The sequence below is a fragment of the Kitasatospora sp. NPDC057738 genome (assembly GCF_042798815.1).
Taxonomy (GTDB): Bacteria; Actinomycetota; Actinomycetes; order Streptomycetales; family Streptomycetaceae; genus Kitasatospora; species Kitasatospora lactacystinica.
On the sequence record NZ_JBHVJT010000018.1, the window covers coordinates 103,129 to 121,037 of the forward strand.

A 17,909-nucleotide genomic window follows, 5' to 3' on the forward strand; every position below is an offset into this window, starting at 1 on the left:
CTGCTCTAACCAACTGAGCTAGCGGCGCCTGCTGACAGAGAAGACTCTAGCAGCGCCGTGCGGCCGAGCCAAAATCGAATACCGGCCGCCCCGCGTTCACCCTCCGGTCACGACGGGCGCCCCGGCGGGAACCGGCTCGCGCGCCGCCCGCACGCAGGCCCAGAGCACCACCGCGGCGCCGGGCAGCCGGGGACTGCGCTGTTCGGGTGCGACGATCCACCGGCCGGCGCCCTGCCCGGGGGAGTCCGGGCTGTTCACCATCCGCTGCAGGGGCGGCACGGTCACCGCGTCGCCCCTGCCGTGGCACAGCAGCGGCGGCACGTCCCGGGCCCACTCCTCCCAGGCCAGCAGCCGGCGCAGCCGGGGAGCGGCGCCGGGCTGGACGAACAGCAGCATCCGCCCCCGGTGGACGGCCACCGGCCCGCAGCCCGGTCCGGAGGCCCACAGCTCGTCCAGCACCCGGCGGCCGAACAGCGCCGGCATGCTGATCACGTCGAAGGCGCGCCCGCAGGGCAGCACCGACGGCGCCCAGGGGCGGCTCTCCCACAGGGCGCGCATGCTGCGCGGGTACTCGCTGGCGGAGGCGAGCCAGGCCTCCCCGGCCGCGCCGACGTACTCCACCGACGGGTGCATCACCGACGGGTATGTCGCCGACGGGTACGTCACCGACTGCTGCGTCACCGACTGCTGTGTCCAGATCTCCACGGGGAGCAGCCTGCGCGGCGCCCGCCCGCGCCGGGACGGAAAGCACTGTTCGCCGGACAGCGCGGCGGGGGACGGCGTACCCTTCCCCGCCGCGCATATGCCAGCGGCCCGTGTCCGGCGGACGGGCGCGGGGCTCAGTCCTCGTGCCGGCGCGGCTGGAGCAGGGTGCGGCCGTACTCGATCATCTTGGCGGCGTAGTCCGGGGTCCAGTCCGCCCGCCGGGCGACCTCGGCGTCGGACAGCGCGTCGAACCGGCGCGGGTCGGCGAGCTGCGCGGCGGCGACCGCCTGGAAGTCCGTGGCCCGCTCGGCGGCGGCCCGGAAGGCCAGGGCCAGTTCCGTGGAGCGGCGCAGCAGCTCCGCCGGGTCCTCGATCGACTCCAGGTCGAAGAATCGTTCCGGCTCGGGTTCGGCGGACTGCGGCTCGAACAGCAGCTGCACCGGACGCAGGCGCCTGGTGGGCTCGGACGACTCTGGGGAGTCGGGCATGGACGGACACCTCCGGGTCTCGGGTGGGGGTGGAAGGGATCTGCTCCGGGCTGCGCCGCCCGGTCGTGGCCGCCGTCCATTGTCTCGCGGCGGTGGCCGGTAGCGGAACGGTGCGCACGCGAGCGCTATTCCCCGGCTCGCGCCGGGCGTGCGCCTCCCGCGCCGCGCTTCCGGATCGCATGCGAATCGGTTGTCCCGGTGTACCCGGTCGTCCGACCGAGCTGGAGGGAACCCCCATGCGTGTGAGAAGAGGCCTCACGGCCCTCGCCCTGTCCGTCCTGCCCCTGCCGGGCGCGCTGCTCGCCGTCGCCGCCGTCGCCCCGCCCGCCTCGGCCGCCGAGACGGCCCTGGTGGTCACCGGGGAGCCGAGCGGCGCGGACGGCGTCTCGACGGCGACCTGCCCGTCCGGCACCCACCTGACCGGCGGCGGCTACCGGCTCCAGCCGGACGCGGACGGCCCGGTGCGCGCCACCGGCCCCACCGCCGACGGGCGCGGGTGGAGCGCACGGACGGAGCGGGGCCCGGTGGTGGCGTTCGCGGTCTGCGAGACCGAGGACTGACACCGGCGGCTACCTCAGGCGGACCCGGTGGCCGCCCAGGTGGTGCAGCACCTGGTGGTTGGCCTCCCAGCCGTCCGGAAAGGTCACCGGCACGCCCAGCTGCACCGGCTCGGTCGCGGGGTGCTCGTCCAGCAGCTCGGCGATCCCGGCCCGGGCCACCACGATGCAGGCGTGCCGATGCCGGGAGGCGAGCACGCAGAGCCGGCCGGTCTCCAGGTGGAAGGCGGTCGCGTCGGGGCGCCCGGAGAGCGGGTGCAGCACCACGGTGACGTCGTACTCGCGGCCCTGGAGGCGGTTGGCGGTGTCCACCGTGACGGCCGGACCGGCCGCGCCGTCCACCGGCACGCCCGCCTTGAGCAGCGCCGCGCGCACGGCCGCCGCCTGGTCCCGGTGGGCGGTGCCGACGGCGACCCGGTCCGCGGTGAGCGGGGCCTCGCCCTGCTCGGAGTGGGCGGTCAGCCCCCGCTCCAGCAGCCGGCGGACGGTGGCCGCGACGGCCGCCACGGCCTGCGGGTCGGTCCGTACGGTGTGCCGGGCGGGCAGCTCCAGCAGGGCCCAGCCGTGCTCGGCGGCCCGGTCGATCACCGCGTCCAGGGCGGAGCCGTCCGGGCGCACGGAGGCCGTCAGCCGGCGGTCGTCCGGGCCGGTGCCGGAACGGAACGGCGTGTACGGGTAGAAGGCCCGCGAGATCAGCGGCGCGGCGCTGGCGGGCAGCCGCCAGGAGACCGGCAGCCGGTGTGGCTCGATCTCCGGGTTGTGCGCCAGCATGGTGACCACCGCGCTGCCGGACGGGTCGTACGACAGCCCGGCCCACTGCTCGGTGCCGACCACGGTGAACGGGTCCAGCTGGCCCGGGTCGCCGACGAACAGCGCCCGCTCGAACAGCCGGGCCACCGCGAGCAGGGCGTCCGAGCGCATCTGGTACGCCTCGTCGACGATCGCGTGCCGCCACGGGGCCTCGGCCCGCACCCACTGCCACTTGGCCGCGGTGGAGATCACCACGTCGTGCTCGACCAGGTCGGCGACCTTGTCGGAGGGCGTCACGTTGGCGTGCTTCAGCACCTCCGGGCCGGGCCGTGAGTCCGCGGCGTGCAGTCGCCCGATCGTCAGCTCCGGCGCCTTCCCGGCCAGCCGGCCGACCAGGTCGTCCACCTGGCCGTTGGTCTGGGCGACGATCATCAGCCGCTCGCCGGCCTCGACCAGCTCGCGCGCGGCCCGCACCACGAGCGTCGACTTCCCGGCGCCGGGCGGGGAGTCCACCACCACGCCGCGCGGGGCGCCGGCCGGCGGCCGGACGGTGGCCGCCAGGATCCGGGCCACCGCGGCGTCGGCGGCCTCGCCCGGGGCCTGCTCGGGGGTCATCGGACGGCTCACTCCCACTCCTCGGAGACGGACGGGGCGGACGGGGCGGGTACGGGCGCGGCGCCGGGCGGGCCGCCGTGGGTCCAGGGGGTGTCGTCCGGCTCGGGCAGCGGCGCGGACTGGCGCACCGTCAGCTCGAACAGGGTGAAGGTGACCGACTCGCCGGGCTCGGGCAGGCTGCCCGGCTCCGGCTCCTTGCGGCGGCCCATGCCGGAGAGCACCCGCAGGGTGAGGGTGCCCCCGGCGGTGTCCACCGCGACGATCTCGGCCTTCTGCGCGGACGCGCCGTGCACGCGGTGCACCTCGCGGCCGAGGTCCGCGTGCGGACGGTCGGCGGTGCGCAGGGTGACCAGCGGGCGCGGCTTGGGGGAGCGGCCGGTGGTGTCCCAGTCCGGCACCACCTCCGTGACCACGCCGCTGAACGCCTCGCCGGCCAGCCGGTGCTCGGCCATCGCCAGCGGGTCGTCCAGCGCCTCCTGGACGTCGAGCCGGGCCTGCTCGCGCTCGCGCTGGGCGAGCTTGCGGGCCGCGGTGACGGCGTCGTCCTGCCGGGGCTGCGGCGGCTCGCCGGCCGCCAGCCGGTCCCGGTGGCCGGTGTAGGACCAGCGGTCGCCGGTCCAGCGCTCCTCCAGGTGACCGGCCGGCGGCAGGGTCCGCAGCAGGTCCAGGCCCCGCCAGACGTCCCGCCAGGTGGGCAGCAGGACGGTCGACAGTGCCTCCTCCAGCGCCGTCACCGCGGCCCGCACGGCCGCCCGGGCGCGTGCGGCGGCGGCCTCGTCGCGCTGCTCGGTGCTGTGCTGCAGGGCGCCCACCGCGGCGTCGTAGCGGGTGATCGCCGGGGCGAGCACGAACTCGTCGAAGCGGGGGTCGGTCGTCGGCCCGGCCGGCGGGTGCAGCAGCTGCCCCCGGTCGTCCCGGGCGGACTCGGCCAGCTCGGCCGCCTGCGCGCCGGTCAGACCGGCCGGCGGGTGGTGCCAGGCGAGCCGGGCCGCCAGGTGCTGGTCCTCCAGGTGGCTCTGGCCGGTCGCCCAGTGCCGGGCCAGCAGGCCGGTCATCGGCAGCAGCAGCGAGGACCCGGGCACCTGGGCGCGGTCGGTGAGGTGGGTCAGCCAGCGGCCGAGCAGCGGCACCCGGACCGGCGCCGGGTACGGGCCCGGCTCCGCGTCCTCGGCGGTGCGGCGGAAACGGGTCGAGCGGCCGATCAGGGCGAGGTGGTGCACGCCCGCGCCGTTCGGCACGATCAGCTGCGGGGCGTCCGCGCACAGCTCGCGGAACACCTGGGTCTTCTCGCCGCTCTCGGGGTCCTTCTCGGAGCCCTCGATCTGCTCGACGTCCTCGGCGAAGGACTCCAGGTAGGGCAGCAGGTCGGCGGCCAGCTCGGCCAGGAAGTCGAACCGCAGGGTGCGGTTGAGCGGCTGCGGCACCAGGTGCAGCCGGGGCGCGTCCCGGTCGGTGCCGAGCAGCACCGCGAGCGGCGCGCCGGACTCGCCGGCGGCGGTCAGCGGGACCAGCACCATCGGGCGGTCGGACAGGTGCCGGTGCCGGACGGTGGCCAGCGGCTCGGCCCGGCCGCTGCGGACGGCCTCCAGCCGGGCGAGGGTGGTGAGCAGACTCATGCGCCCGCCCCGCTTCGCCCGGCGGTGCTCCCGCGGCCCTCGGCCGGGGCCGCTCCCGCGTCGCGCCCGCTCATGCGACGGCCCCCGGGGCGCCGGCTCCGGCGGCCGTGGCTGCCGCGGCCGCCGCTTCCAGGGCCTCGGCGCGCAGTGCGGCCGCGTAGGCCAGGCGTTCGGCGGCGTCGTCCGCGCCGTCCAGGTCGTCGCCCTTGGTGCCGGCGGCGGCCAGCGCCCCGGACACCGTCCGGATGCTGCCCAGTTCGCCGCGCACGCCCCGGCCGAGCTGCTCGACCCGGTCGTCGCAGCGGGCCCGGGCACGGCAGTGGAAGCCGAGTTCGCAGGTGGAGAGGCAGTCCGGGCTGTACGCGGCGGGCACCGCCTCGACCGAGGCGGTCAGCTGCTCGGTGGTCCGGGCCGGCGCGCCGTCCTCGTCGGCGGCCAGGTCGAAGCCGGCGTCCGGCGGCAGCGCCTCCAGCAGCCGGCCGATGCCGGTCATCCGGCTCAGCTGGCGCCGGGTGGTGGCCAGTTCACGGCGGACGTCCACGGCCACCGCGGTCGGCCGGTTGCCGAAGTCCTTCGGGCAGACCAGCAGCACGCTGGTGCGCGGGCTGCCCGCGAGCCGCTGCTCGGTGTACGGGTCCTCGGCGAGCGGCTGCCCGGCCGCCGCGGCGGCGGCCTGCTGGAGCGCCAGCACGTACACCGCGGCCTGCCGGGCGGCGGCGCCGACCTTGGCCGGGTCCGCGCTGCCGTCCAGCACCGGGAAGGACTTGATCTCGACCACGGTGCACCGCCCGCCGTGCACCACCAGGGCGTCCGGCTCCAGGTAGGCGGTGCTGCCGGCCACCGCCAGGCGCAGCATCGGGTGGTCGAGCAGCGTCCAGGCCTCCGGGTCGGCGGCGGCCGCGGCCAGTGCCTCGGCCGTCCGGTCGGCGCGTACGGCCGGGCCGGAGCGGTGCAGCAGGTCCGGCACCCGGAGCGGGGCCCGGTCGTCCGCCGGGAGGCCCAGGTGGTGGCGCAGCGGCTCCAGCAGCGGGGCGTAGCCGTCCGCCTTCAGCCGGGACTCGAAGATCACGCCGCGGGCGATGGCGAAGGGGGACTGGCCGAAGGGGGCGGGGCGGCCGAGCCGGGCCGCCAGCGCGGACTTGTCCACCCCGGCCGCGTCCAGCACGGCGCGGCGGTGGCAGCCCGGATTGGCGGCGAGCGCGGCGAGGGAGCGGGCGTTCAGACTGCGTTGCGGGGCCGGTCCGCGCAGCTCCGCGAGCCGCTGGGCGAGCGGCTCAGCGGGCCCGCCGGGCGGGACGTTCGTCGAGACGTTCATGGTGCGGCCCAGTGTCGCATCCGGGTCCGACAACGCGGTGCGGACCGGCCGTTGGACGACCGGGCGGCACAGCGGTCGACACGCCGGCCGGTGCACCGGCCGGCACCCGGGGCGGCCGTGGTCGGGCCCCCGGCGGACCGCGCCCGCCGGCGTGCGGCCGCGGCCGCCGCCACGGCCCCCGCGATCGTGGCCGCCGTCCGGGTGGGGGATCATGGAGCCCGGTGCTCAATGGTGAGACCGACCGTTGCCACCGCCCTGCTGTCGCTAGGAGCCCCCATGCCCGCCCGCATCGTGCTGGTCCGCCACGGCGAGACCGAGTGGTCCGCCACCGGCCGCCACACCGGCCGCACCGACATCCCGCTGACCGAGGAGGGCCGCGCGATGGCCCGGGCCCTCGGCGCCCGTCTCGCCAAGGCCCCCTGGAACGGGCTGCCGGACGCGCTCGTCCGCACCAGCCCGCTCGGCCGGGCGAAGGAGACCTGCGAGCTGGCCGGTTTCGGCGACCGCGCCGTGGAGCGCCCGGAGCTGATGGAGTGGGACTACGGCGCGTACGAGGGCCGCACCGGCGCGGACATCCGGGCCACCGACCACCCCGGCTGGCTGATCTGGCGCGACGGGGTGCCCGGCGGCGAGAAGCTCTCCGACGTGGCCGCCCGGGTGGACGCCTTCCTGGCCGGCCTCAACGAGGAGCACGGCGTCCCGGAGCCGGACACCACCGTGATGCACTGCGCCGACCGGGACGTGGTCCTGTTCGCGCACGGCCACCTGCTGCGCATCCTGGCCGCCCGCTGGCTGGGTCTGCCGCCCGAGTTCGCCCAGCGGTTCAAGCTCGGTACGGCCGCGCTCTGCGTGCTGTCCTGGGAGTACGGCGCGCCGGCGGTGGAGATCTGGAACGACCTGTCCCACCTGGACGGTCCGACCGCCGGGCACTGACCCCGGGCGGGCGCCGACCGCGCCGGTCCCCGGTCCGTCGGGCGGCCCGGGGCTTCTCCCGGGGGCCTGCCCGGGCCCTGTGCGGGTCCTACGCGGCCGCCGCCCGGTCGTAATCGGTCAGGAACCGGCGCACCTCGGGCACCGCGACGTGCCGGCGCAGCCGTCCCGCGGTGTCCGCGAGCATGCTCCGGATCCGGGCCGAACCGACGGCGTCGAACAGCGCGACGGCGGCCGAGCCGTGGTGCGCCGCGCCCGCCAGGTCCCCGCGGCCGAGCCGGTCGTGGGCCAGCTCGGCGGTGTACAGCACCCGGTTGCGGAGGAAGTGCGGCTCCTGGAGCGTTATCGCCAGCACGGCCTGCTCGCTGGCGCGGTCCCAGTCGCCGAGCGCCGACCAGCACTGCGACTGGAGCCCGGCGATCTCGGCCTCGCCGAAGAAGGACATCCACTCCGGGTCCCGCGCACCGGGGCCCCGGTCGAACAGGGCGTACGCCCGGCCGAGGGCGCGCTCGCAGGAGGCGCGGTCCTGGAGCAGGGCCCACGCACCGGCCTCGCGCATGGTCAGCAGGGCGAGCAGCCGCTCGGAGTCCAGCTCCCGGGCGGCGACCTGCCCGGCCTGGGCGGCGCGCAGCGCCTCGCGCGGGCGGCCGGCGTCCCGGGCGAGGAAGGCGCTGTTGCAGAAGACGTGCGCCTCCAGCCCGGAGTCCCCGGCCATCCGGGCGGTGGCGAGCGCCTCGGAGTAGAACGAGCGGGCGTCCGCGAGACGGTTCGAGTCATGGGCCAACCAGCCGACGGAGATCGCGAGTTCACCCGCTCCGGCCTGGAGCCGGCGCTCCGTCTCGGCGCTGTACTCGCACTCGTTGAGCAACACGTAGGCGTTGCGCAGCGACCGCCCGGCGAGCTCGTACAGGGCGTCGGCGCCGTGCGCGTCGTCGGCCAGCCGGATCTCCCGGACGGCCTGCTCGACGCCGAACACCTCGGCGGCGCCGACCCGGCGCGACGGCGCCACCGGCCCGGGGCGGCCGGGCACCAGCGGTTCGCCGCCGAGCAGCGACGGTGCGGTGAACTCCGCACCGGGGAAGGCGCCTCGGGCGGTGAGCGCACCGGAGGCGCCGTCGGCACCGGCCTGCCGGCCGGCGGCCGATGCGGGTCGGTCGATGCCGATCACGGCGGCCAGCGCGGTGGTGCCGCCGGCCAGGAACGTACGGCGACGCACGTCGTCGTTCTCCTCGTCGAGATAGGGCGATCCATCGGGCCCCCGGGGCGCCGTCCCGGGACTCGGCCACGGGGGCCCGTCCGGAGCGGCTGGATCCGCGTACGGCGAGGCAGCGTACGGGAGTTGAGTGGAGAGTGGTGAGCGCGGGGCGGGCGGGGGCGGGAACGTCGGGTGGAGCGGAGGTGGTTCGCTCCACCCGCCGGATCCGGCCACCGGGCGGCGGCGGACGGAGGTCCGGGGGGCGAAGCCGAGGTCGGTGAGCGTGCGGTCCGGCCACATGTGCCGGAACACCCGCTCGTAGGCGTAGTTGGGGCAGCGGATCTCACCGGATTCGACCCGTCCGACGTAGCGGGCGTCGCAGGACACGTGCTCGCCGATCTCGCGGGCGGCCCTGCGGACGGCCGTGGCGAACTCGCCGGGTGAACGGTCGCCGCGCAGCGCGCGCATCACGGGGTTGGGGGACGGTCGGTTCGGCTCGGCCGGTGGGGTGGCTGCCATGGCGCCGAGAGTACTCGGAGTCACCGAGCGGCCACATTCGGTTGGCCGGACATTCAATGTCAATGCAGGGCAAAAGGGGCGATGTTGCTGGGTATCCGCCATGAAATGCCATGCCTTGCTGTAATGCGCCCCGTGGCCTGCGGCGCTGGCCCCGCGTTGTCCTGGTACGCGGAAAAAGCCCATGCCGTCGCCCCGGCCCGTCCCAGCCCGGCGGCCCCGCCCAACGGCTGTGCTTCCGGACCGACGAGGTACAGGAGAGCCCATGATGGCCACCGGACTGCCGCAGTACCGACCCGTCCGCGGGGGAGTGCTCGCCGGCGCCGCTCCCGCCCTGCTCCCCGAACCCGCCGACGACCGGCGCCCCGGCCGGGGACCGGTCGAGGGCGGCCGCACCCCCTGCGGCGGCCGCCGCCGCGAGCGCACGACCCCCGACGAGGGGACCTCCGTCACCGCCTGCGACACCGTGACCGTCGCCCTGCGGCACGGCCTGGAAGCCGTCGACATCCTGAGACTGCGCCGCGCCTGCGGAGCCGTCCTGCAGAGCCGCAACGGCAGCACCGTCTCCTTCCTCGTCCCGGCCGGCACCTGGGAGACCTGGCACCTGCCCGGCAGCTCCTGTACCGCGGGCGCGCTCGTGCCCGCCACCACCGACCCGCGCTGGGTGATCCCGCCCTCCGGCGCCGGCCGCACCGCACGCCCCACCGACGCCTGGGTGCTCCGCTCCGCCCTCTGCGAGGCCGCCTGCACGCTCACCGCAGGCGGCCTCGGCCCGTTCTAGCGGGCGTGCCGCGCGGATCCCGCCGGGCCCCCAACCTCCGGCCGGGTCCCCGGGGCACGCCCCTGACCTGTGGGTGTTCCACCCCGACGGCGATAATGGCCGGTATGGGACGAAGCAGCAGAGCCGCGCGCGGCCCGGAACCGGCGGCCACCACCGGACCGGACGGACGCACCCACGCCCAGGGCCCGCTCAGCCGCCCCGTCGGCTCCGGCCTCGCCGAACTGCGCCCCGACCGCGACCGCCCCGCCGCCTGGTCGCTGCTGATCGACGGCGCCCCGCAGTCCCTCGTCGACCTCGCCGACCCCACCCACCTCGGCTTCGAGTACCAGCGCCGGCTCGGCCACCTGATCGACCTGGTCGCCCCGCCCGGCCGCCCGCTCACCGTCCTGCACCTCGGCGGCGGCGCCCTCACCCTGGCCCGCTACACCGCCGCGACCCGGCCGCGCTCCCGCCAGCAGGTCGCCGAGATCGACACCGCGCTCACCGAACTCGTCCGCGCCGAACTCCCCCTGGACCGCGGCTGGCAGATCAAGGTGCGCGGCGCGGACGCCCGCATCGTGCTGGAGCGCACTCCCGAGGACAGCGTCGACCTGGTGATCACCGACGTCTTCTCCGGGGCCCGCACCCCCGCCCACTGCACCACCGTCGAGTTCACCACCCTCGCCGCCCGGGCCCTCGCCCCCGGCGGCTGGTACGCCGCCAACATCGCCGACGGCGGCGCCCTGCCCTTCGCCCGTTCCCAGGTCGCCACCCTCAGCGCGGTCTTCCCCGAGCTGTGCCTGATCGCCGACCCCGCCGTGCTGCGCGGCAAGCGCTTCGGCAACCTCGTCCTGGCCGCCGCCCACACCCCCCTCCCGGTCGCCGACCTCACCCGCCGCGCCGCCTCGGACTCCGCCCACGCCCGGGTCGAACACGGGCGCGCCCTCACCGACTTCGCGGCCGGAGCCGTTCCGGCGACGGACGCCACGGCGGCCCCGTCCCCGGAACCGCCGCCGGGGGTGTTCCGCTGACGGCCGCGGCCCGGCGCGTCCAGCGGTGAACCCCGGCAGCGCCGTGCCGCCCGCCGCAAATCCGTTGGCGGACGACCGGATCGCGGCCGACAATGGCGCTGCCGTCCGGCCACCGACCCGAGGGGGCGCCATGGAGATCAGACCGGCCCGGCCGGACGAGGCCGCGCTGCTCACCGGCATCGCCCTGCGGTCCAAGGCGTACTGGGGCTACGGCGAGGCGTTCATGGCCGCCTGCCGGGCGGAGCTGACCGTGGACGCCTGCGTGATCGAGCGGTCGGCCACGGTGGTGGCCGAGCACGGCGGGCGGGTGCTGGGGTTCGTCTCGCTCTCCGGCGCCCCGCCGACCGGGTCGCTGGACCAGCTGTTCGTCGAGCCGGAGTCGATCGGCCGAGGCGTCGGCCGCGCGCTGTTCGAGCAGGCCCGGGGCCTGGCCGTGGAGCTCGGCCTGCGCCGGCTCACCATCGACTCCGACCCGAACGCCGAGCCGTTCTACCTCGCGATGGGTGCCACCCGGGTCGGCAGCGTCCCGTCCGGCTCGATCCCGGGGCGCGAACTCCCGCTGCTGGTCCTGGACCTGGCCGTGCAGTAGGCGGGCTGCCGCTGCCGCTGCCGCTGCCGTTGCCGCCGCCGCTGTCCCGGCGCGCGCCCGGCGGCGGGAGACGCCTCGGCGGCCCCGGGACGCGCGCAGCCCGACGCCGCGGCTCGACCGACCCGGGACCGTTCGCTGCCGGAGTGGCACCGAGTCCCGGGCCTTCGGTCTTCGGCCGGGCGGTGCCCCCGCCCGCGCCTCGCGATGCGCGTACCCCGGCGTCGGCCCGCTCGTTCTCCGGGTGGACGGCGGGAGTTCGAGTTCAGTGCCCGCGTGGCAGCCCGCGGTGCTTCCACATGGCCGCCCCGGTGAGCAGCAGCCCGGCGGCGATGGGGGCGAGGACGGCGGTCGCGGTGGCGGAGCCGTCATGGGAGGTGGCCGCCGTGGCGGTGTCGGCGATGGCCACCGCCGCGGGCGTCCGGCCGGGGCCGGCTCCGGCGGGGGCCGTGGAGTCCGCCGGCCGGTCGGGCTCGGCGGCGGGTCCTGCCCGGTCGACGGTCGTGGCCGTCGCCTCCTGGACCAGCGGTCCCTCCGCGGCCCGGCGCTGCCGGGGAACGGCGGGAAGGGAGTCGCCGGGTCGGCGGCGGGCGGCGGAGGACAGGCCGGCGGGTCCGCCCTCGCGGGAGGCGCGGGGGTCGTCGGGCCGGGCCCGGGCGGGGAGGGTGTCGAGGAGGCCGGAGGCGAGCGCGAAGGCGTCGGGGACGGCCGCCCGTTGGCCGGGCAGGGGAAGGCCGCCGGCCCGGATGCGTTCCTGGAGGGTGCCGCCGACCGTGCCGACCGCCCCGGTGGTCCCGTCGGCCGGGCCGTTGCCGGCCGGTTCCCCGGCGGCCCCGGGGGAGCGGTCCGGCGGGCCGCCCGCCGACGGTCTGCCCGCCGAGGGCCCGGACCCGACGGGACGCTCGGCTGACTGTCCGTCGAGGGCGGGTCCGTCGAGCACCGGCCGGTCGAGTGCCGGGGCGCCGTGCAGCGCGCGCCGGACGGCGGGCCGGGCCGGGTCCGGCGGTGGGTCGGCGGCGGCCGCGTACGCCCCGGGGGCGCCGACCCCCCAGAGTTGGGTGAGCAGGGCTCCCGCGGCGGCGACGACCCGGGGGCGGGGCAGCCACCGGGCGATCCCGCGGCGGGCACCGGCGTCGCCGCGAGGGGCGGGTTCCTGGGGCTTGGTCGCGTGATTGGCTCGCACGTGAATCGAGAACGAGCGGCCGGGTGGTGAGGTCACGCCCGCCGTCACGGACGGTCATCGCGCGGGTGGCCCCGGGGCCGGCGCTCCCGGGGCCAACGGCCGCGTGGTGGTCAGGAGTTGGGGCGCAGCGTCCAGGTGACCGTCATCACGCCGGTGACGGCGCCGTCGGCGCGGGTGATCTCGACGGTGACCGGGAACTCGGGGCGGCCGCCGGCGTCCAGCTCGGCGACGATCTCGGCGGCCGGGCGGCCGAGCACGGCGGTGGCGGTGACGTCGCCCATGGCGAGCTTCTTGTACGCGATCTCGGCGTTCACGGCGAGCGGCACGGCCCGGGACAGCTGGTCGCCGAAGGCGGCGAGCACGATGCAGCCACTGGCGGACTCGGCCAGCGTGAACATCGCGCCGGCGTGCGGGCCGCCGACGTGGTTGTGGTACGCGGGCTGGTCCGGCAGGCGGAGAACGGCCCGCTCCGGAGTGGTCTCCAGGTAGTCCAGGTTGAGGGTGTGCGCCATCGGCACGGTGTCGTCGAGCAGCTTGCCGATCGTGGGTGTGGTCATGGCGACGATGTTACTAGCCGGTAGCTTCCGGCGGCAGGGGGTAGGCCGGAAAGTCGACCCGGCGGGCACGTGTGAGGGAGCGCACATCCGGGTGGGGGGCGTGCAACTGAGGCCGTGCACAGCTGAGGGAACGCGAAAACGCCCGAGGGGCCGATCTCTTGAAGAGATCGGCCCCTCAGGCTCTGGGGTGAGTGACGGGACTCGAACCCGCGGCCACCTGGACCACAACCAGGTGCTCTACCAACTGAGCTACACCCACCATCTGTCCGGTCCGTTCCCGCTCTCGCGTTCCCGTTCCGACAGGAAGAACTCTACAGGATCCGAGAGGGTGCTCGCGCCAGGGTTTCGATCCGGCTGACGCGGGCACCTCCTCCGACCCTCCGGCGGGGTTCCGCCGGGCCGTTCCGGGAGCGGACCGGCCCGGCGGAACCGGGTTCAGTTCGCCGGGGACCGGTACTTCCCGGCGATCGCCCGCGCCGTGTCGGCGTCCGGGCCGGGCTGCGGGACGAACACCGCCTCGCGGTAGTACCGCAGTTCGTCGATGCTCTCCCGGATGTCGGCGAGCGCCCGGTGGTTGCCGCCCTTCTGCGGGCTGTTGTAGTACGCCTTCGGGTACCAGCGGCGGGCCAGCTCCTTGATCGAGGAGACGTCCACGATCCGGTAGTGCAGGTGCTTCTCCAGGGCCGGCATGTCCCGGGCCAGGAAGCCGCGGTCGGTGGCCACCGAGTTGCCGCAGAGCGGGGTCTTCCCCGCCTCCGGCACGTGCTCGCGCACGTAGGCGAGCACCCGCTCCTCGGCCTCGGCCAGGGTCACGCCCTGCTCCAGCTCCTCCAGCAGCCCGGAGGCGGTGTGCATCTCGCGCACCACCTCGGGCATGTTCGCCAGCGCCTCCGCCGGCGGCCGGATGATGACGTCCACGCCCTCGCCGAGGATGTTCAGCTCGGAGTCCGTCACCAGCACCGCGACCTCGACCAGGGCGTCCCGGTCGAGGTCGAGGCCGGTCATTTCACAGTCGATCCATACCAAACGGTCATTCACACAACTCACCCTACGGCGCGATCACGCGCCGCGGGGACCGGTGGAGCCGAGCGGGGTGCCTCGGCCTGGTGCTCCTCCGGCCCGTCGTGCGTACCGGGGCCGTCCGGGTGCTCGCCCTCCCGGCCGGCCCGGACCGCATGGCCGTCCCGTCCGGCCCGGACCTCGCGCGCCGCCCGGGCGCCCTCGGCCGAGGGCCGGCCGGCCGCCTGGCCGCGGACCTGCGGAGCCCGGGCCTGGCGACCGCGGAGCTCACCCGGCCCCGAGCCCGGCTGCCCGGCCGGGGCCGGCATCCGTCCCGCGGCCGCGCCGTGACCGCGCCCGGCCGCACCCGGCTCGTCCGCGGGCCGCTCGGCCGCGCTCCGGTGCCCCTGGCCCTGACCGCGGACCCCCGGCTGCGGGAGACCGTCCTCCGCCGCCGCGTGCTCCGCGGTGCGCGGCGGACGTCCGGTCCCCGCCCCCGGTCCGGCCTGCGCCGGAACCACCGGCGGCCGCAGCGGACCGCGCCCTGCCGCACCCTGCTGCCCGGGGTGCGACTGCTGTGCGGCCTGCTGGTGCGGGTACGGCTGACCGGCCCGGACGTGGAAGGGCTGGCCGGTCGGCGTCCCGACCTGGCCCGGACCGAACCCGCCGGGCTGGCCGTGCGCTCCCGGCTGCCCGTGACCGATCTGCTGCCCCTGCTGGCCGTGCGGCACCGGTTGCCCGTGCTGCCCGACCGCGAGCGGCGCCCCCGGACCGGCCGGGAACGGCTGCGCCGACGGCACACCGTGCGCCCCACCGAACAGCGGCCCGCCCGCCGGCGCGACCGCGCCCGCCGGGTGCGGCAGCGCTCCGGGCAGCCGCAGGTCGCCGAGCGCACCGGCCGGCGCGCTCGGCTGCTGACCGGGACGGCGGGCCCGGTAGCTGGTCCGGTACGCGGCCGGGGAGACCCCGAGCTGGCGCCGGAAGTGCCCGCGCAGCGCCACCGGCGAACGGAACCCGCACCGGCGCGCGACGTCGTCCACCGACAGCTCCGAGGTCTCCAGCAGCCGCTGCGCCTGGAGCACCCGCTGGGTGATCAGCCACTGCAGCGGCGCGCTGCCGGTGAGCGTGCGGAACCGCCGGTCGAAGGTGCGCCGGCTCATGTACGCGCGAGCCGCCAGCACCTCGACGTCGAACTGCTGGTTGAGGTTCTCCAGCGCCCACGTGACCACCTCGGCCAGCGGGTCGTTGCCGATCTCCTCCGGTAAAGACTGATCGATGTACTGGGCCTGTCCTCCGCCGCCGCGGCGGCTCGGCACCACCAGGCGGCGGGCCAGCGCGTTGGCCGCCTCGGCGCCGTGGTCGCTGCGCACCACGTGCAGGCACAGGTCGATGCCGGCGGCGGTGCCGGCGGAGGTCAGCACGTCGCCGTCGTCGACGAACAGCTCGCGCGGGTCGACGTGGACCCGCGGGTAGCGCTTGGCCAGCGTCGGCGCGTACATCCAGTGGGTGGTCGCCGGGCGGCCGTCGAGCAGACCGGCGGCGGCCAGCACGAAGGCGCCGGTGCAGAGCCCGATGATCCGGGCGCCCTCGTGGTGGGCCTTGCGCAGGGCGGTGATCGCCTCGACCGGCGGCGGCTGGGAGATCGAGCGCCAGGCCGGAACGACGATCGTGCCGGCCCGGGCGAGCGCCTCCAGGCCGTACGGGGCGGAGAGGGTCAGGCCGCCGGTGGTGGCCAGCGGACCCTCCTCGCCGGCGCAGACCAGCAGGCGGTAGCGGGGCACCCCGGCGTCCTGGCGGTCCACGCCGAAGACGGAGAGCGGGATGGAGCTCTCGAAGATCGGGGCGCCGCCGAAGATCAGCACGGCGACGGTCTCCCGGCGGCGCCGGCCGGACAGCTTGCGCGGGGCGGAGGACGTCATCGGGGTCGGGGAGCCGTTCGCGCCGGGCCCGCCGTGGCCCAGCGGGCCGTGGCCGTGGCCGGAGCCGAGGGCGAGGCCGCCGAGCGGACCGCCGCCCGGGCCGGCGGCGGGGGCGCCGTTCAGGCCCGGGGCGCCGCCGCCGTAGCCGGGGTGGCCGGAATGACCGGGGTGGCCGGCGTGGCCGGGATGGCCTCCGTACTGGCCGGGATGGGCGAGGTGCCCGGGGTGGCCGGAATAGCCCGGGTGCTCGCCGCCGTAGGGCTGGCCGGGACTGACGAGTCCTCGGCTGACGGGCTGTCCGCCGAACGACGACTGTCCGCCGAAGGCGGGCGGGCCGCCGTAGGGGGACTGGCTCCCGTAGGGCGTCGCCACGCCGTGGTCCGCGGCGGTCGGCGTCGCACCGGGACCGCCGCCGGCGCCCGCCCCGGGGGAGGGCACCGTGGAGTACGAGGAGTGCGAAGCGGCGCCCTGGGGGCCGGAGGTGCGGGTGGTGGCGATCGCGGTGGTGCCAGTGCCTCTCGCGGACCGACCCGCGCCGCCGGCCGCCGCCTGGCCGCTGTCAGGACCCGCGTCGCTCCTGCTCACCCTGCTCAAGGCGCTCAAGCCCCCTCGGTGGTGTGGTGTGGGTGGTGCGGCACTGCTGGCCAAGATCGAAATCTATCGGGTGGACCATTGCCGTTGTGACAAGTTCACCATCCGACGCTATGTCGACATGGCAATTTGGCGTGATGCATTCGATCACGAAGCGTGGCACCCGTCGACCTTTCTGGGAAGAGGGCCGGGGCAACGGTGGCTGGTTGTCGCGGGACGGTTCCTGGGGCGTCCGGCTCCGGTGCGCCCGGCCGGCTGGTCTGGGCTGCGGATTTGCCCAAGCGGGAGGGATCGGCGCGAAATTGACCGAAAATCGGCGGTGCACGAGGGGGCGCACGGGGAGAAGTCGTGCGCCTCCCAGGCTTCATCCGGCCAAGCCCAGAACGGGGGAACCGGGAACCGGACCGCCGGGTTACGGTCCTGCCGTGAACACCAGCAGCCGGCTCGAACGGGCCAACGACAACGCCGCCGCCTTCTGGCTCGCCCAAGCCCGGGTCCACGGCTGGCAGTCCCGCACCCGCCCGGGGCTGACCGCGGTCCGGTGCGCCCGGACCCCGGACGACGCGCACCGCATCGTGGTGACCCGCCCCTACGACGAACCAGCGGCCTTGGCGCAGGAGTTGGCGGACCTGATGGCCGACTGGTCGACCATACGCTGCACCGTGGAGGACCCGTACGACGGGCTCGACCTCACGGGCCTCGGGGCCACCCGGATGCCGCTCATGCCGGTGATGGTCCGGGACCCAGGACCGGTCGAAGGCGCGACCGCCGTCCTGCCCGCGGTCTCGGAGGCGCGCGGAGGCGGGGTCCTGACGGTGGATGAGGCGCGGGACGGCGACGGCTTCGCCATGGTCGAGCGGGCCATCGTGGAAGGCTTCCCGCTGCCCGCCCGACAGCCCTGGGTCCGGGGCGGAGCGCTCCCGGAGCAACTGCTGGACGTACCCGGCTGGCGGGGCTGGCTCGGCCGCGTCGACGGCGCGGTGGCGGGCACCTGCCTCACCTATGACGACGGCCGGGCCACCGGCGTGTACTGGGTCGCCACCCTGCCCGACCGGCGCGGCCGGGGCGTGGCCGGCGCCGTCCTCCGGACCGCGCTGGCCCACGCACACCCGGACCGCCCGGCCACCCTGGTCGCCACCTCGCTCGGCGAACCGCTCTACCGCAAGCTCGGCTTCGTCGAGCAGACCCGCACCTGCTGGTGGACCCGCACGTCGGCGGCGCCGGTGGGGTAGCCGGAGCGGGGCGGGGCGGTGGCTTCCGGGTGCGGGTGCCGGGCGGTGGGCGGCGGGCAGGGGCGCGGTGGCGCTGGGATGCGGTGGGGACGGTGGGGACGGCGGGATGTGAAGGGGGCGGCCGGGCGCTACTGGGCGGCCGCCACGGCGGCTGCGGACGCGGTGGTCGCCGAGCGCGATGCGGAAGACGCGGACGATGCCGTGCCGGGCGCAACGGTGAGGGCGACCGGGGCGGGTGCGGCGCCGTCGGGCCTCGGGCGGACGGTCGTGGCTGCGGTCGTGGTGTTTGTCAGATCCGCTGGCACCCCTCCCACCGGTGCCGGGAGGGGGGCGTCCCTAACCGGGATAGTTTTCTCCTCACGCC

At 76.5% G+C, this 17,909-nt stretch carries 15 protein-coding genes, 1 tRNA gene and 1 pseudogene; 6 read left to right on the forward strand and 11 right to left on the reverse strand.

Annotated features, from left to right (window positions below; translation table 11 throughout):
• Window positions 1-96: 96 nt before the first annotated feature.
• Entirely contained in the window at window positions 97-633 is a 537-nt protein-coding gene (locus ACFVGO_RS12835) for a bifunctional DNA primase/polymerase (RefSeq protein ID WP_359909009.1), read from the reverse strand.
• 206 nt (window positions 634-839) lie between these two features.
• A complete protein-coding gene (locus ACFVGO_RS12840) occupies window positions 840-1,193 on the reverse strand; it encodes a hypothetical protein (RefSeq protein ID WP_074005111.1) in 354 nt (117 codons plus the stop codon).
• A gap of 236 nt (window positions 1,194-1,429) precedes the next feature.
• On the opposite strand from ACFVGO_RS12840, the gene ACFVGO_RS12845 reads away from it, so the two are divergent.
• Window positions 1,430-1,753 (forward strand): hypothetical protein, encoded by a 324-nt coding sequence (locus ACFVGO_RS12845; RefSeq protein WP_359908998.1) that lies wholly within the window; start codon window positions 1,430-1,432, stop codon window positions 1,751-1,753.
• 9 nt (window positions 1,754-1,762) lie between these two features.
• Here the strand turns inward: ACFVGO_RS12845 and ACFVGO_RS12850 are convergent, their stop codons facing one another.
• The 3 genes from ACFVGO_RS12850 to ACFVGO_RS12860 form a co-directional block, all read right to left on the reverse strand.
• Window positions 1,763-3,115 carry an AAA family ATPase gene (locus tag ACFVGO_RS12850; protein ID WP_380631718.1) on the reverse strand — a complete coding sequence of 451 codons (1,353 nt, stop codon included), beginning with the start codon at window positions 3,113-3,115 and terminating at the stop codon, window positions 1,763-1,765.
• A gap of 8 nt (window positions 3,116-3,123) precedes the next feature.
• On the reverse strand, window positions 3,124-4,731 hold the full coding sequence (locus ACFVGO_RS12855; protein ID WP_359908996.1) for a hypothetical protein: 1,608 nt from the start codon (window positions 4,729-4,731) through the stop codon (window positions 3,124-3,126).
• A gap of 70 nt (window positions 4,732-4,801) precedes the next feature.
• A complete protein-coding gene (locus ACFVGO_RS12860; RefSeq protein ID WP_380351443.1) occupies window positions 4,802-6,046 on the reverse strand; it encodes a hypothetical protein in 1,245 nt (414 codons plus the stop codon).
• Between the two features lie 276 nt (window positions 6,047-6,322).
• Here ACFVGO_RS12860 and ACFVGO_RS12865 point away from each other — a divergent pair, with 276 nt between their 5' ends.
• Window positions 6,323-6,979: a histidine phosphatase family protein gene (locus ACFVGO_RS12865; protein ID WP_380351442.1), complete on the forward strand. Its 657-nt coding sequence runs from the start codon at window positions 6,323-6,325 to the stop codon at window positions 6,977-6,979.
• 88 nt (window positions 6,980-7,067) lie between these two features.
• Here the strand turns inward: ACFVGO_RS12865 and ACFVGO_RS12870 are convergent, their stop codons facing one another.
• On the reverse strand, window positions 7,068-8,690 hold the full coding sequence (locus tag ACFVGO_RS12870; protein WP_380351440.1) for a tetratricopeptide repeat protein: 1,623 nt from the start codon (window positions 8,688-8,690) through the stop codon (window positions 7,068-7,070).
• 262 nt (window positions 8,691-8,952) lie between these two features.
• Here ACFVGO_RS12870 and ACFVGO_RS12875 point away from each other — a divergent pair, with 262 nt between their 5' ends.
• From ACFVGO_RS12875 to ACFVGO_RS12885, 3 genes are all read left to right on the forward strand, one after another.
• Window positions 8,953-9,468, forward strand: coding sequence for a hypothetical protein (locus ACFVGO_RS12875; protein ID WP_359908985.1), 516 nt, complete (start codon window positions 8,953-8,955; stop codon window positions 9,466-9,468).
• Between the two features lie 104 nt (window positions 9,469-9,572).
• Window positions 9,573-10,478 (forward strand): spermidine synthase, encoded by a 906-nt coding sequence (locus ACFVGO_RS12880; RefSeq protein WP_380631706.1) that lies wholly within the window; start codon window positions 9,573-9,575, stop codon window positions 10,476-10,478.
• Window positions 10,479-10,608: 130 nt separating this feature from the next.
• Window positions 10,609-11,067: a GNAT family N-acetyltransferase gene (locus ACFVGO_RS12885; protein WP_380631708.1), complete on the forward strand. Its 459-nt coding sequence runs from the start codon at window positions 10,609-10,611 to the stop codon at window positions 11,065-11,067.
• Between the two features lie 262 nt (window positions 11,068-11,329).
• Here the strand turns inward: ACFVGO_RS12885 and ACFVGO_RS12890 are convergent, their stop codons facing one another.
• From ACFVGO_RS12890 to ACFVGO_RS12910, 5 genes and pseudogenes are all read right to left on the reverse strand, one after another.
• On the reverse strand, window positions 11,330-12,247 hold the full coding sequence (locus ACFVGO_RS12890) for a hypothetical protein (protein ID WP_380351436.1): 918 nt from the start codon (window positions 12,245-12,247) through the stop codon (window positions 11,330-11,332).
• Between the two features lie 110 nt (window positions 12,248-12,357).
• Entirely contained in the window at window positions 12,358-12,804 is a 447-nt protein-coding gene (locus ACFVGO_RS12895) for a DUF4442 domain-containing protein (protein WP_359908975.1), read from the reverse strand.
• A gap of 183 nt (window positions 12,805-12,987) precedes the next feature.
• Window positions 12,988-13,063, reverse strand: a tRNA-His gene (locus ACFVGO_RS12900).
• A 176-nt stretch (window positions 13,064-13,239) separates the two neighbouring features.
• The gene (gene orn / locus ACFVGO_RS12905) at window positions 13,240-13,842 is read right to left on the reverse strand and encodes an oligoribonuclease (protein ID WP_380351435.1); all 603 of its coding nucleotides are present in this window, start codon (window positions 13,840-13,842) and stop codon (window positions 13,240-13,242) included.
• 638 nt (window positions 13,843-14,480) lie between these two features.
• Window positions 14,481-15,722, reverse strand: a pseudogene (locus ACFVGO_RS12910) (helix-turn-helix domain-containing protein); the annotation flags it as partial.
• Window positions 15,723-16,738: 1,016 nt separating this feature from the next.
• Between ACFVGO_RS12910 and ACFVGO_RS12915 the strand changes: the two are divergent.
• A complete protein-coding gene (locus ACFVGO_RS12915) occupies window positions 16,739-17,545 on the forward strand; it encodes a GNAT family N-acetyltransferase (RefSeq protein WP_380631711.1) in 807 nt (268 codons plus the stop codon).
• Window positions 17,546-17,909 lie beyond the last annotated feature (364 nt).